9 protein-coding genes and 4 pseudogenes are annotated in these 15,709 nt (G+C 38.0%); 10 read left to right on the forward strand and 3 right to left on the reverse strand.

From position 1 onward, the window contains the following. Nucleotides 1–11 precede the first annotated feature (11 nt). Nucleotides 12–2,211: pseudogene (locus H3Z85_02295) on the reverse strand (GAF domain-containing protein). A 374-nt stretch (nt 2,212–2,585) separates the two neighbouring features. Here H3Z85_02295 and H3Z85_02300 point away from each other — a divergent pair. The 6 genes and pseudogenes from H3Z85_02300 (at nt 2,586) to H3Z85_02325 (ending at nt 9,802) form a co-directional block, all read left to right on the forward strand. Continuing rightward, nucleotides 2,586–3,635: a linear amide C-N hydrolase gene (locus H3Z85_02300; GenBank protein ID QPQ52351.1), complete on the forward strand. Its 1,050-nt coding sequence runs from the start codon at nt 2,586–2,588 to the stop codon at nt 3,633–3,635. 181 nt (nt 3,636–3,816) lie between these two features. After that, nucleotides 3,817–4,983: a porin gene (locus H3Z85_02305; GenBank protein QPQ52352.1), complete on the forward strand. Its 1,167-nt coding sequence runs from the start codon at nt 3,817–3,819 to the stop codon at nt 4,981–4,983. A gap of 20 nt (nt 4,984–5,003) precedes the next feature. After that, the gene (locus H3Z85_02310; protein ID QPQ52353.1) at nt 5,004–6,434 is read left to right on the forward strand and encodes an anion permease; all 1,431 of its coding nucleotides are present in this window, start codon (nt 5,004–5,006) and stop codon (nt 6,432–6,434) included. A gap of 16 nt (nt 6,435–6,450) precedes the next feature. After that, nucleotides 6,451–7,107: a succinate dehydrogenase cytochrome b subunit gene (locus tag H3Z85_02315; GenBank protein ID QPQ52354.1), complete on the forward strand. Its 657-nt coding sequence runs from the start codon at nt 6,451–6,453 to the stop codon at nt 7,105–7,107. 12 nt (nt 7,108–7,119) lie between these two features. Continuing rightward, nucleotides 7,120–9,037: pseudogene (locus tag H3Z85_02320) on the forward strand (fumarate reductase/succinate dehydrogenase flavoprotein subunit). Between the two features lie 15 nt (nt 9,038–9,052). After that, the gene (locus H3Z85_02325) at nt 9,053–9,802 is read left to right on the forward strand and encodes a succinate dehydrogenase/fumarate reductase iron-sulfur subunit (GenBank protein QPQ52355.1); all 750 of its coding nucleotides are present in this window, start codon (nt 9,053–9,055) and stop codon (nt 9,800–9,802) included. Nucleotides 9,803–9,997: 195 nt separating this feature from the next. Here H3Z85_02325 and H3Z85_02330 read toward each other — a convergent pair whose 3' ends face one another. Then, a complete protein-coding gene (locus H3Z85_02330; GenBank protein ID QPQ52356.1) occupies nt 9,998–10,960 on the reverse strand; it encodes a hypothetical protein in 963 nt (320 codons plus the stop codon). Nucleotides 10,961–11,115: 155 nt separating this feature from the next. Beyond that, nucleotides 11,116–12,128 (reverse strand): annotated as a pseudogene (locus H3Z85_02335) (nucleoid-associated protein). 569 nt (nt 12,129–12,697) lie between these two features. Between H3Z85_02335 and H3Z85_02340 the strand changes: the two are divergent. The 4 genes and pseudogenes from H3Z85_02340 (at nt 12,698) to H3Z85_02355 (ending at nt 15,708) form a co-directional block, all read left to right on the forward strand. Next, complete coding sequence (locus H3Z85_02340) at nt 12,698–13,054, forward strand: hypothetical protein (protein QPQ52357.1); 357 nt, start codon at nt 12,698–12,700, stop codon at nt 13,052–13,054. A gap of 264 nt (nt 13,055–13,318) precedes the next feature. Further along, nucleotides 13,319–13,714, forward strand: coding sequence for a hypothetical protein (locus H3Z85_02345; protein QPQ52358.1), 396 nt, complete (start codon nt 13,319–13,321; stop codon nt 13,712–13,714). Nucleotides 13,715–13,802: 88 nt separating this feature from the next. After that, nucleotides 13,803–14,396, forward strand: a complete 594-nt coding sequence (locus tag H3Z85_02350) for a hypothetical protein (protein QPQ52359.1) — start codon at nt 13,803–13,805, stop codon at nt 14,394–14,396. Between the two features lie 234 nt (nt 14,397–14,630). Then, nucleotides 14,631–15,708: pseudogene (locus tag H3Z85_02355) on the forward strand (thiol-activated cytolysin family protein). Nucleotide 15,709 lies beyond the last annotated feature (1 nt).

Raw genomic sequence — 15,709 nt, forward strand, 5'->3', positions numbered from 1 at the left:
TTAAAAGTTTCTCAAATGTAAGGCTTTTTAAACGTTAAAATGAAAGAAGTTCCCTCAATATTACTCTCATAATCTACATTTCCACCTAATCTTTTCATGATCCGGTGAACGATAGACAACCCTACTCCGTTACCCTTAAATTTCTTGGCATTATCCATCCTGTTGAAGATTTTAAACATCTTATGCTTTTCCTCTGCAGGAATACCGATTCCGTTGTCCGAAATTCTGTAGATAATGGTTTGGCCATCCTCCGTTCCTTCAATATGAACTTTAGGCATTTCCTTGTGGGAAGAATATTTTACGGCATTATTGATGATATTTAAAAATACCTGGTGAAGCATGGTTTTATCAGCCATCACATCCGGGCATTCTTTAATGATGATCTCAGTCTTCGAACTTCCGTACGTCATTTTTGCGTTTTCGGAAATCTTTTGAATGGTATGGGATGTTTTAAGATTTTCAAGTTCTATTTCACTATGTTTCGCACGGCTTAGCTGCAATACATCCTGCATCATTTCAGCCATATTGTCGATTTCCTCGATAATAGTATTGATTTTGGTTTTGCTTTTTTCAGAACCGTCGGTCAGATTTTTCAACAGCATCTGAGCATTTAGCTTCATGACTGTTAAAGGTGTACCTAAATCATGAGATATGGTATACGAAAAACTGTCGAGTTCCTCGTTTACTTTTTTAAGTTCATCATTAAGCCTTTTGATTGCATTATAGTTTTTATGGGAAGTCTCAAGAATCAAATCCCTGATAGCCTGTACAGCACTTATATTTCTGGAATTCCATCGCTTGGAATGCCCTTTGATATTCTCAGTGAAAATTCTGAAGGAGCTTCTTGGCGAAACCATTTGTCTGTTCTCTCCGTTTTGAGAGAATACCTCTATATTTTTTTCAGGATTACCAGCCCAGTTAATATGCTCATCAAATTCTTTTCTGAACCAGATCAGCATTTCATGTTTTTCCCGTTCAATAAAGTAGATAATAATTCCCGCCGCATTGTCAGATAATCCTAATTCTTCACCGTGATCTTTAAGAAAACTTCGGCTGATATATATGCGTTCTCTCGTATTCTCCAATGCCCATTGTACGATTTTTGCAATAGTTTCCGGTCGCGGTGTCGTACCTTCCATCACGATGCTCTCATCTGAAACGATCGCTAGACCATCAGATTCAGGCAATTGTTTAATCTGAACTTTATTTTCAAACAGAGAATCCAATAAATTATTATGCTTTAAAAATTCCGTTTTCATCTGAGATAATTTCTCATTCAGCTCAAGACGGTAATGCAGTTCGCTTTTAGATTTAAAGGAAGAGTAGGCATTCGCAGCCAGCGTGGTAAATATCCCTGCCTGTACCCTATCTTCAAGATCAATATGTTTAGGTCGGATATTCTGGCAGGTAACCAATCCCCAGAGATGATCATCAATGATAATGGAAACACTGAAGCTCGAAGACACCCCCGAATTTTTAAGATATTGCATATGTACGGGGGACATACTTCTTGCCCCCGAAAAAGTAAGGTCGATGGGATCTTTTGTTTTACTTAACAACGGAACGGGCTCCGCATCTACATTACTGAATATTCTTTTTCTCTTTTTAAGGTAAAGCTCTCTCGCCTGTTTGGGAATATCCGATTCAGGATAATGAAGGCCTAAAAAAGCTCTCCATATTCTCATTTGTTCTCTCTGCGATCACTTTTCCGGAACCGTCCATCATAAATTTATACACCATCATCCGGTCATAGTTCACCACTCTTGATAATGTTTCCAGTAAATGGTTCCACAGGTCCTGTTCGTTATCTATGATATAAAAGTTATCGTACTTATTGGAAATCCTCTTATCAGGATTCATCAGAACTTTCTCGAATTCAAGGAAAATATAGGGACCGTTTTTAAAAACAGAAAAATGATACTCTTCTTCATCAATAAAAATTTTGTCAAAATAAGTCTCATTTTCTCTTCTGGTAAACCTTTCCAATGAAGTGTAAATATCCGAATCGATAATGCTCTGAAAGCTTTCCGGAAAGTCTGTAAGCTCCCTGTCGAAAAGTTTTTCCATACTATCGATTTTAAAAATATCCGAAATATTCCTGCTGAAAAAAGTAATGGAACGGGATTCCGCATCAATGCCAATCAAATAACCAAAACTTTGTATATACCCGGGAATATGGATGGGCTCTTCATGGCATTCTACAAAATTCATATTTCTCTTCAGTCTATCTATCAAATATAGTGTTTTTTTAGACAGCTTTTTACTTTGTGGTATTTTAAATTCTGCAGGCCCATGCCACCGCTTATTCCCCCGATAGGTCTCATCAAAATTATGTTAAAACATTCTCTGTTTTTCACTCATTTTACTGCGACATTTTTAAAATATACGAAAAAAAATCGGATAATAAAAACCTTTCTATATTAACCATGATTCATAACATGAAATACATAATATACGGTAATTTAATTATGATATTAAAGTGAATTTTGCTAAATTTATATCACCAAATAATGAATATGATTACAATTCCAATGAATTATTCACAATAAAATTCAATATAAATTTAAAATTCAAATAATACTATTATGAAAAAGTTCCCATTAATTTTATTTTCTTTGATTCTCTCTGTAGGATTATGGAATCCGTCAGAAGCCTGTACCCGCGTCGTTTACAAAGGTCCACAAAACACCGTTATCACAGCCCGTTCTATGGACTGGCGTGACGAAATCCCTGCCAACCTGTGGGTTTTTCCAAAAGGAATAGACCGTACAGGAGAAACAGGTCCGAAATCTGTAAAATGGACCTCCAAGTACGGAAGCCTTATCAGTTCGTCATGGGATATCGCTTCAGCAGACGGAATGAATGAAAAAGGACTGGTTGCTAATTTACTCTGGCTCGGTGAATCTCAATATCCGAAATATGACCCCAAAGGAAGTAAAAAAGGACTGGCCATCTCACTATGGGCTCAATATTATCTCGATAATTTTGCTACCGTAAAAGAGGCAGTTGAATTTTCCAGAAAAGAACCATTTGTAATAGTAAGTGATTATATTCCCGGAACCGAAAGATTTACAACCATTCACCTATCCATTTCTGATGCTACCGGAGATAACGCCGTATTTGAGTATATCAATGGAAAACTGGTTATTCACCATGATCCCTCATATACGGTAATGACCAACTCCCCTATTTTCGAAGAGCAACTAGCTCTGAACAATTATTGGAAAGGAATTCCGGGAACGGTTATGCTTCCTGGGACTAACCGCGCAGCAGACCGTTTTGTAAGAGCATCCTACTATATCAATGCCATCCCGCAAACCGCAGATACCCGTACTGCCGTAGCCAGTGTATTCAGTGTGATCAGAAACTGTTCCGTACCTTATGGTATTACTTCGGCAACAGAACCTAACATCTCTTCTACAAGATGGCGCTCTGTTTCGGATCAGAAAAATCTGGTGTATTATTTTGAAACCGTCTTTACCCCGAATACATTCTGGGTAGATCTTAAAGATTTTGATTTAAGCGCTAAAGGAAAGGTGATGAAACTGGATTTGAGTAACAACCGCACTTATAACGGGAAATCAAATCAGGATTTTAAGGAATCCGTCCCATTCAAATTCTTAGGCTTAAACTAAGATATCAACCGCAAAAGTTTTTAAAAACCCGAAGCACTTAATTTATTTTTTAAGCGATAGGGAAACTGTGAATCAATGCTGATGACCTTGTGGGTATTTCCATTTTATGGACTGACGCTACACAACAAGTAAGGCTTTTACAGTAAAATAAAATTCAAACTATACAAATAAACAAAAAGATATGGCCTTTTTTTCATTCAAAAAGAGAAGCCTGCTCCTATGCATTTTTTTCTGCTGGTTGTCAGCACATGCACAGAATCAGGATTCTCTTCAAACCCAGCCTCCCAAACAGGAAGAAGACAACATTAAATATCCGCAACTGCAGATCAAAGGGCTTTTTCAGGCACGTTATCTCGTAGGAATGAGCAAGGATGTAGATGTCAACGGACTTCACCACACGGATGGTTCCGGGACGGATAATAATTTCATGCTTAAATACATGAGGGTTCAGGTGCGTGCACAGATCAGCAAACGTACCGAAGTGGTAGTACTGGCAAACCTTGCTGATTTTAAAAATGATCCTAAAAGCAGGGTTCTTGAAAATGCTTATTTAAAATATACCTTCAGTCCCAAGTTGGCATTGACTGTTGGACAATTCAGACCCTGGTTCGGAATTGAAGAAACTTATCCTATTGACATTATTAAATCTTTAGACTGGTCTAATCAATATACAGAATTCGGAAAACTGGGCTGGACAAGCTTCCAGATCGGGATGTCTGCCACAGGACAGCTTCAGCTCGGAGAAATTCCATTTCAATATGCTGTCTCTGTGGTGAACGGAAACGGGAAAAACCAGATCAATGATAATGACAACGGAAAACAATATTCTACCAGATTGGTTTTCGGATTGTCTAAAAAATACAATTTCAATGTCGGCCTGAATGGTGGTATCGGGGAAGTATTTAGCAAAAAAGTATATGCCCTGGGTGTTGACCTGAGCTCACTGATTCACTTTGATCCCAAATGGAGCCTTGATATGCAGCTGGAAGCCAAACAGGCGACCAATCACGTCCTGTACAATTCCATTGATCCGGAAATACGGCCTTTCAATCCTGACCAGTATCTGATTCGCGGGGTATACTTTCTTCCGAATCTCAGATATGAAATCAATCATAAAAATTTGAGTGCCTTCGAGCTTTCCTGCCGGTACGAATATCTTGACACCAATTTCAGAATGGCGTCCAACCCCAGACAAACCATTACCCCGATGTTCGGATTGGAATTCCTGAAAAATTACGGAGCGAGAATTCAGCTGGGAGTACAATTTGACCGATACAAGCATCAGGTAGACAATACATCACAATATAATAACAATCTATTCATTGTGCAGGTGCAAAGTAGATTTTAACAGAATAAATAGAAAGTATCATGAAAGAAATTAATATTAAAAATGTAGCGATCACATTCGTCGTTGCATTGATTATATGGTTCATTCCTGCTCCGGAAGGTGTTGCCGGGAATGCCTGGCATTTGTTTGCCATCTTTGCCGCGACCATTTTAGGAATTATTTTAAAAGCCGCCCCTATGGGCACCATGTGTATGATGGCCATAGGATTCACAGCATTAACGCAGGTGGTTGCTCCCGGAGACGCAGGAAAATCAATCACAAAAGCGCTTTCCGGATTTGGAGATAAAGTCATCTGGCTCATCGGGATCTCATTTTTTATTGCGAGAGGATTTATCAAAACAGGTCTGGGAAACCGTATTGCCTTTTTATTTATCAGAGTTTTTGGTAAAAGTTCATTGGGACTGGCATACGGATTAGGACTGGCAGATGTATGTCTTGCACCGGCTATTCCAAGTAACACGGCCAGAGGCGGAGGTATCATCTACCCTATTATGAAATCTATGGCCATCAGCTTCGACTCTGTTCCGGAAAAACCGGAAACCCACAGAAAATTAGGCTCTTTTTTAACGCTGAACAGTTATTACATGAACCTCATCGCTTCTTCCATGTTCCTGACAGGGACTGCGAGTAACCCGATGTGCCAGAAGTTTGCGGCCAACCTTGGCATTGATATTACCTGGATGTCATGGGCTGCTGCCGGTTTTATCCCCGGAGCGGTTGCTTTCTTTATCGTTCCTTTGGTTTTATACAAATTGTATCCGCCTGAATTGAAAAAAACAGGGGACGCTCCCAAAATGGCCGCCCAGAAATTAAAAGAAATGGGTCCTATTTCAAGAAATGAATGGTTGATGCTATTGGCATTTTTTATCCTTCTGGCTCTTTGGATATTTGGAGGTGCTCTTTCTATTGATGCTACAACGACAGCTTTCATCGGATTAACCTTATTGTTATTAACATCAGTATTAACATGGGAAGATGTAAAGGGTGAAAAAGGAGCATGGGATACCATCGTTTGGTTTGCTGTTCTTGTGATGATGGCAAGCTCTTTAAATGAACTGGGCTTTATCGGCTGGTTCAGTAACCTTATCAAGGTCCAGATCGGTGGCCTGAGCTGGCAGGTAGCTTTCCCGGTGATTATTGTTGTCTATTTTTTCAGTCACTATATTTTTGCAAGTGCTACAGCTCACGTAGCTGCTATGTATGCAGCCTTGTTAGGCGTGGGAGTTTCTTTAGGAATTCCTCCTATGTTACTGGCAATGATGCTGGGTTTCATGGGTTCAATTTATGGGGTTCTTACCCATTACGGACACGGTCCGGCACCGGTATTCTTCGGAAGCGGATATGTTGATCTCAAAGCCTGGTGGCTCAGAGGTCTTGAAATCGGGATTGTATTATTAATTATCTACATGGTTGTAGGAGGATTGTGGATGAAAGTTTTAGGATATTATTAATTATTAAATCAACTCTATGTTATCAACATTGTCAAGAAAAATGCTGATGTGTCTCACGGGACTCTTTCTGGGATTCTTCCTGCTGATTCACTTTCTGGGAAATCTCCAGTTATTTTTACCGCAGGAACAGGCACATCTTCAGTTCAACGCCTATTCTCACTTTTTATCAGGAAATATTATCATTAAGATCGTGTCCTATGTTTTGTATGCCAGTATTATTCTGCATGCGGTAGATGGATTAATGATTACTTTAAAAAACAGAAAATCAGGAGGAAGCTATCAGAATGACAGACGCGGAAGAGCCAGCCAATGGGCTTCCCGTAATATGGGAATTCTGGGAACATTAATTTTAATCTTCCTCGTGATCCACTTCCAGAATTTCTGGTATATCTATAAGTTCGGAAACCCGCCATTGGATGAAAACGGAAATAAAGACTTGTACATTCTTGTCGTAACGGTGTTCAGAGAATGGTGGTATGTGATCATTTACGTTATCTCCATGATTGCGTTATGCTATCACATGATTCACGGAATTCACAGTGCGGTAAGAACATTGGGATTATACCATCCAAAGTTTGTCAAATGGGTTAAAATAACAGGAATTGCCTACTCCGTCATCATCAGTGTAGGTTTTGCCCTGATGCCCGTTTATGTGTTCTTTACTTATCATTAAACAGACCTCATCATGATTTTAGATTCAAAAATACCACAAGGCCCATTGGAGCAAAAATGGGACAACTATAAAAAAGAAAGCCAAGCTCGTTAATCCTGCGAATCGTAAAAAACTGGATGTTATTGTTGTAGGAACGGGGCTGGCAGGAAGCTCAATTGCCGCTTCATTGGGCGAGATGGGATATAATGTCAAATCCTTCTGTTTTCAGGACAGTCCCAGAAGAGCGCATTCTGTAGCCGCTCAGGGTGGAGTAAATGCAGCTAAAAATTACAAAAACGATGGGGACAGTGTTTACAGAATGTTTGTAGATACGCTAAAAGGCGGAGATTTCAGAGCACGTGAAGCCAATGTATATCGCATGGCTGAGTGTTCTTTAAACCTTATCGATCAATCTGTTGCTCAGGGAGTTCCTTTCGGACGTGAGTACGGAGGTTACCTCAACAACCGTTCATTCGGGGGTGTACAGGTAAGCCGGACATTTTACGCAAGAGGGCAAACCGGGCAGCAATTGCTTTTGGGAGCCTATCAGGCGCTAATGAGACAGGTCGGAAAAGGTTCTGTACAGCTTTTTTCGAGACATGAAATGCTGGATCTGGTTGTTATTGAAGGTAAAGCCAGAGGAATTATTGTAAGAAATCTAGATACCGGGGAAATTGAAAGACATGCGGCCCACGCCGTCATCCTGGCAACAGGAGGATATGGAAAAATCTATTACCTTTCTACTTTAGCTATGGGATGTAACGGATCTGCAATCTGGAGAGCTCATAAAAAAGGAGCTTTGATGGCCTCACCAAGCTGGATTCAGGTACACCCTACTTCGCTTCCTCAGTCCGGAGATTATCAATCGAAATTGACATTGATGTCCGAATCATTGCGTAATGACGGAAGAATCTGGGTTCCTCTGAAAAAAGAAGAAAACAGACTACCCAATGATATTCCTGAAAATGAAAGAGATTATTACCTGGAAAGAAGGTATCCGGCTTTTGGAAATCTGGCACCAAGAGATATTTCTTCCCGCGCTGCCAAAGAAAGGATTGATGCAGGTTTCGGAATCGGACCCTTAAAAAATGCGGTATATCTTGACTTTTCAAAAGCAATCAAAGAGCAGGGAAAAGAAAAGATCAAAGAGAAATACGGAAATTTATTCGATATGTATCTTAAAATTACGGGATATGATGCGTATAAAGAACCTATGATGATCTCGCCTTCCGCTCACTTTTCAATGGGTGGGCTTTGGGTAGATTATGAACTGATGACGACTATTCCAGGGTTATTTGCATTGGGAGAAGCCAATTTTGCAGATCACGGGGCCAATAGACTGGGAGCCAACTCTCTTCTGCAAGCCTCTGTAGACGGATATTTTATTGCTCCCTATACGATTGCGAATTATCTGGCGGATGAAATCCACACAGGTAAAATTTCACCGGACGCCCCGGAATTTGAACACGCTGAAAATGCCGTTAAAAAACAGATTCAGGAATTAATCAATATCAAAGGAACAAAAACCGTTGATCATTTCCACAAAACATTGGGAAAGCTTCTTTATGATTACTGCGGACTGGCAAGAAACGAAAAAGGATTACAATTTGCCATTCAGGAAATCAGAAAATTAAAACAGGAATTTTACAACGATGTAAGGGTTTCCGGACAAGGAGACAACATGAATTCCGAACTTGAAAAAGCAGGCCGCGTTGCCGACTATTTTGAAATCGGAGAGCTGATGTGCTACGATGCTTTAACCCGTAATGAGTCCTGTGGTGCTCACTTCCGGGAAGAATTTCAAACACCGGACGGTGAAGCCCTTAGAAATGATGCGGAATATCAATTTATTTCTGCATGGGGGTGGACAGGTGAAAACAGCGAGCCGGAACTGAACCGGGAACCTCTGATTTTCGAAGAAATACAGCCAACGGTAAGAAGTTACAAATAACAAAAAACAGAAATTATGGATTTACACCTTAAGATATGGAGACAGAAAGACAGAAAAAGTGAAGGAAAACTGGTCGGTTATGACCTGAAAGGATTGAATTCCCAAATGTCTTTCCTCGAAATGCTGGATACTTTAAATGAAAAACTGATTACTGAAGGCGATGAACCGGTAGAATTTGACCACGATTGCCGTGAAGGAATTTGTGGACAATGCGGAATGATGATTAATGGTATCGCTCATGGTCCGTTAAAACATACCACAACCTGTCAGCTTCACCTAAGATCGTTTAAAGATGGGGAAACCATTTTAATAGAACCTTTCCGTGCAGAAGCTTTTCCGGTTAAAAAAGATTTAAAGGTAGACCGTTCTGCTTTTGACAGAATCATTTCTTCAGGAGGTTTCGTCTCTATCAACACCGGGCAGGCGCCGGATGCCACGGCCATTCCGGTTACCCACCAAACGGCAGAGGAAGCTTTTGATTCTGCGGCATGTATCGGATGTGGCGCCTGCGTTGCAACCTGTAAAAACGGAAGTGCGGCTTTATTTACCTCAGCAAAGATTACGCATATGGCACTTCTTCCTCAGGGTAAAGAAGAAAGAAGCAAACGCGTTGTAGATATGGTTACCCGGATGGATACAGAATTATTCGGGCACTGTTCAAATACGGAAGCCTGTGAAGTGGAATGTCCGCAAGGAATTTCGGTACTCAATATTGCCAGAATGAATTTTGAATATAACAGAGCATTATTCTTTAAAAAGAAATAGTTTAATGTAAAGACTGTTAAACATAAAAACAAACCACATAGACACATAGTTTTTTAATTCCTGTTATAAAGGGAGGTCTATGTACCTATGTGGTTTTATACAATTTAAATAAGCTCAGTACATACAATGATGAATTTCGTTTAATTTTTTAAGCCGTCCTCTTATTTGTTTTATCAGGTACTGATATTTGGATCTCTAAAAAATCTTCGGGATCATAATTTTTTTAGGATCATTCTCATCATACAGAATCTCTATATTGCCATGTTTAGGAACTGACGAAAGATTCAAAAGGGTGACAATCTTTTTATATACGGCAATATGTTCGGTTCCTCTGAAATCTTTGAAACCTACCTGGATCATAATTTCAGGCTGGTCATTAACGGTTAAGCCTGTCTGGCTTACACTGATGATATCCGCTTTTGCATTTCTTCCCGAAAACAGGATTTTTTCATCCTTTTTATTTTTAAAAAACTTCCCGACAATCAACTGAAAAACCAAAACATAAATAAGGGTCATCACTCCACTGAAAATAATGGGATGCATAAAGGTGAGGAACTGCCAGCCGAAATCAAAAGAGTCCCTCATGTAGAAATAATAGTATAATCCCACAATATAAGCAATCAACAATCCCACAAATATTCCTCGCAAAATGATTCCTGATGGATTGATAGCCACTTTCTGGTCGCTTAAGATAAAGTATGGCTCTTGTGAAATATTTGGATTCAGCAGGACTTTTACTTTCTTTCCGACATCAAATCTTTTTTCCTGTGGCTTGGAGTCGTGGAACGTCATTTCATGCTCAATGACTGTATTTCTGAGGTTAGGAAAAGATAGTACAATCTGAATGGCATTCATATTGGATTCGGGGAAACATTTTATGAGCTGGTAACGTGTAACAGCAGCTTCTCTTGGAATTCCGTTTCTGAGAATGGAATAAATGGTGCTTCTCTGTTGAAATGTTTTAACAAAAAGGTTGTTCACAAAGAAAACAATAATGTACCCCCAGATTAACAAAGAAAAACCGAGGTATCCATAGCTGATCGCTAATGAATTTCTCGGTTCTGTTGTAAGTTCCTCCGTCATCATATAAATGAATATCGGAAAAGGAACGCAGAAAAAGAAGAGGAAAGCTCCCCAGAAAATGATCATGAACTTCATAGCTGTTGTTTTGTAATCAGCAATAAAGTTATGATATTATTACTTAATCTGAGTTGCGCTACGAAAAATCTACAGTCCTGAAGCCAGAAGGTACTCCCAGCTTCTTTCTTCCAGCTTCCAGCCGTTATTTCTCATCTTCAATAACGCTTTTCTACTTATACTTCTTTGTCAAAATAAAGTCTGTAGTATTTTCCTTTATCATCTTCGCCGGTTTCGATTTTCTGTCTGTCTCCGTGAATATAGATGTGGAAATTTTTATCAAGTTTAATGATACTTTTAAAATGTCTCTGTGTCTTTTTCACCGCTGCCTCACTGATTGGAAATTCTTCCGCAATATTAACCTGCATATCCTGCTCGTAATCAGTTTTAAAGTTGACAAAGCTCTCAATAACATGCTCATCACCCAACACTTCATTAGCGAAATCATCCAATTTAAACTCTTCTTTTTCCTTGAAGAAATTGATGGATTTATTAAGGAAATCTGCCTGATCAGCTTTAGAGACTTCAAATTCCTGTGGTAACTGTTTCGTGATATAATCTTTATACACCATTAACGCTTCCTGGGTATGGAAATATTCGTCGTCACGTTGTTTCACTTTCAGGAAGTCTTCGAACCAGTAGTACATGTCTCCGTTTTTGTTGTTGTCAACCACAGAAAGTACGTAGCCCGTATCTTTATCATTATTATATATTAAGGCTGCTTTATCAATTTTAGATAAACCGATTCCCTGATCTTTTTCAATATCAAATGTTTCTTCCCCGGATTAATTTTCAGGAAAGATTCTCTTTTCTCGGTTTTAAAGATCCCGATTTTATCCACTCTGTCCGGGCGGTCACTATCATCTTCAAAAAGAACAATGAAAAGCTCGCCACTCTGAACTCTAGGGTTCTCTGCTGCTTCGAAAAGGTGCTTTGCAATATTTTCAGATTCCCATATAAATTTGGATTTATCATCAAAAATTTCAGAAACCGCACTGTAAACCGGATTGTTTACCAGATACGTATCACTGTAAAAATGAAAAGTTTCTTCCGATTTGAAAGATCCTAAAAAGTAATCTTCAAGCAATTCTGCCATTCCTTCCTCAAGCTTCAATTCCTCCTGGGAAAGCGTTAGGGAATCTCCGTTGATCTTATTTCCGACTCTGTGTACTATTATTTTTGAAAACATCTTTCTGAATATTTGGACTGCAAAGATATTCATTCTAATCTTTATGCGAAACTTAAAAACAAGGTTGATGTACGGAGTTTTGAACCGCAAAAGAATATAAAATCTGTTCCGAAAACACTTTAGTTCGCTTGATAACTTCAAAGCTTTGCTTTAAAAAAGACCAACCAGGATAACATTCAGGGATATTCAAAATGTAAGTGTTACCATTCTTACTAAGTTTTATAGCGGATCCTGATATTTTTTTCCAATTTGATAAAAACCTTCTCATTTTGAAATGCTTTTTTATTCTAAAACATGAACAAAAAAACACGCAAAACATTAAAAATCAAATAATTGCATTAAAATCATTTTCAACGGAATAGTCTTGGCATCATAGTTTGAAAACATAGAAAAATGGACTTAAAAACATTAAACAGAATAGACAAGTTAAGAAGATTAAAAAGCAGAGGTCCTAAAACGCCTTCGTGGTTGAAGCCTTATCACATGCTATTTTTTGCTTTTTTGATCGTTTTCATCTTCGGAGCATTTATGAAAATACTTGAACAGAATCACTTTTAATATATCATCTTATGAATTATTTACAAGCCGTACAGGAAATCACTGATGTGGTTCCTGACTTTGAAAATGAAGTAAAAGAAATTAAAATTCAAAACTCCTACAGCATTATACGGACATTTACAGAGCGCATAAAAAATATGATCCGCCAAAATGACAGAAATCTGCTGTTCAGAAGTTTACAGAAAATGGACAAAATCTATACTGACGGAGATACGGTATTAAAAAATGCTATTGAGACTACATTTATTTATTCTCTGGACAATTGTACCGCTTTTTGCAGCGAAGAATACAGAAAAGTGATCTTTAGTCATATTTCTGTCAATCTTCAGAAGGTATATTCCAGACAAATTTACAATCACGGTATATAGCGCTTTATTACATTTTTCGTCCCTTTCATTACAAAGTGTTTAAATTAAACAAAAATTAAAATAACTCACAATCAATAGATTATGAAAAATAAAATCAGAAGAATTTCAGACTGGAAAACCTGGAAAACCACGACAAACAGACATAATTCCGAAATACTGTTCACTCATATCGCAGTGATTGCAGCCGTATTTATTTTTGCAGCCTGCCTTTAAATTTTGGTATACATTTCGCTGCAATAATAAGTGTTTGAAAAATTCTTAATTATGATGAAAGTACAAATGCAAACAATTAATCAAAAAACAGCTGTTGAATACTTAAAATTTTTCTATCCGCCACTTCGCAAAGAAATCATACAGTTATCCGCTCAGGATAATTTTGCCGGGATCATGCAGGCAACGGTTAATTATCTAAAGAATCTCCTTCAGGAATCTAAGATCAGCATTATTGCGCATCACATCAAACTGATGGACTGCATCTACAGGAATGGGAATTCGTATGTAAGAAGCATGATCGAAAATCTCTTTGTAAGATCATTCGAAAGCTTTAAAAAACATGCAAAGATCCAGCATTGGAAAATCCTTTATCAATACATGCCTGTAAGCTTCCAGATTATTTACAATGAGCAGCAGAAGCAGGACAGGATATATTTTAAAAAATAATATGATATAGAATCAAAAAGACGAAATGGGCATTTCGTCTTTTTGATTTTACTGTGATTAGGTATATCTTTACAAAAAATTAATATCGATGAAACACCTTCTCTATTCCATGGCCTGTATGGCTTTCTTTTCATGTGGAAATAATGACAATACGATTGATGATCCTAAACCTATAGACAAGGATGTTTATCATTTCCAATTTAAGTATTACCGGATAAAAGATACTGTTTTGTATCAAGGATCAACAGGTAAAAAATCGACACCTGAGGAATCTTACCTCAATACGTATTGGGAATTTTATAAAGAACCGGCCTGGAAGCAGATAGAGCTGAATATGAAAAGCCACTCCATCACCCTGATCTCAGGAACTTCTGAAAAAACCACTTATCCTTTTACGTTATCCAATGACTCTGTTCTGATTCATAACAACAATGCCAAGCCAGATTATATAGGTGACTTTGATAAAAACAATGCATCCTTTACTTTAAAAAGAACTTTCAGATATATTAAAAAAGTGCCAAGAAATGATTCTGAGGGACTGTTGATCCATAAAAATTCTCTTTTTGGAACCACCGAATTCCAGAATATATTTGGAACTGTCTTTACCAACCCTGCTGATATGACAAAATCAGAAGATCAGATTTTATGGACTAATATTGAGTATACATTTTCATTGCAGTAGGTCTTCCATTCTTGACATTTCGGATGGCAACCCCATAAAAACTCCCTGGAAAAATTTCCGGGGAGTTTTTTATATCCAAACATGATTAATATCATCATAAAGAGAATTACATTCATTAAAACCAGTGAGTTACATTTTAAAAAATCAATATTAATAAGGCTTAACAAAGAATTAATACAATATTATTTCCCTTATTCGTGTAAAAAATATATTTTTGGGGCTCAAACTTTAACCATGAAGAAACTAATTTTACCAATGACATTATTGGCTCTTGCCGGTATTACGTCAATTTCGTGTCAGAACGACATTAATGAAGAAGCTCAGCCAACTGCTGAAACTTCAAAATCCTTTAAAGGAATCAACCCAGTAGTAAGTCTTCCTTCAAAATACCTGAATTATGACGAGGTTTCCGTAGGAGGTAAAAAAAATCGCCAATACTCAAAAAACAACTACTGTGACCTTAAACAGCGACCAGATGGTTGTAACGTCACCTAACAAAACATTTATTGGTGGTGTTTACAACTCTACTACGCTGGATAACCTTACCTATACACCCATCTCATATCCGACGAAACCTATTACCGTATCGTATTCGTTTCCGTCAGATTTTATTGTTGATACTATTGAAAAACCTTCGCTTTCAAGCATGAGATCATCCATGTTTAAAGCGATGAAGAGTGCAAATTTCAGTGGCCAGCAGTCATTGGCATTTGATTACAACATCAAGCAGTTCTCTTATTACAGCGAACTTAAAATCGCATTTGGAGCGAATGTAAATATTGGAAGTATTTTCAGTATTGATATCAGCGGCAGTAATAATAAGGTGAAAAAGAATACCGGAATTTTTGCAAAATTCACTCAGAAGAATTTTACCATCGATATGGATATTCCTGACAATGGTAATATCTTCAAAAATGAATCCGATCTGAATCTGGCAGCTTCTAAAAACCCGGTATACATCAACTCAATCACCTATGGAAGATTAGGAATTATTTCTCTTGAATCTGACTACTCTTACAATGAAACAGCTTTTGCTCTTAAAGCAGCATTAAATGCAAAGATGGTTAACGGATCGATCAGCATTGATGTACAGAGTAAAAAAATCCTTGAGGAATCTGACCTTAAAGTATATATTCTGGGAGGTGTAGGATCTGATGCCGTAGAGGTAGTACAGGGATACCAGGGATTCATCAACTTTATTGTTAACGGAGGTGAGTTTACCGCCAATGCTCCGGGAGTTCCAATTAACTTCACAGCAGCACACGCAGGGGACAATTCTGTATACTATACAACATTCACTGTAGAAAAATAAT

Source organism: Chryseobacterium indologenes (assembly GCA_016025055.1).
Classification (GTDB): domain Bacteria; phylum Bacteroidota; class Bacteroidia; order Flavobacteriales; family Weeksellaceae; genus Chryseobacterium; species Chryseobacterium indologenes.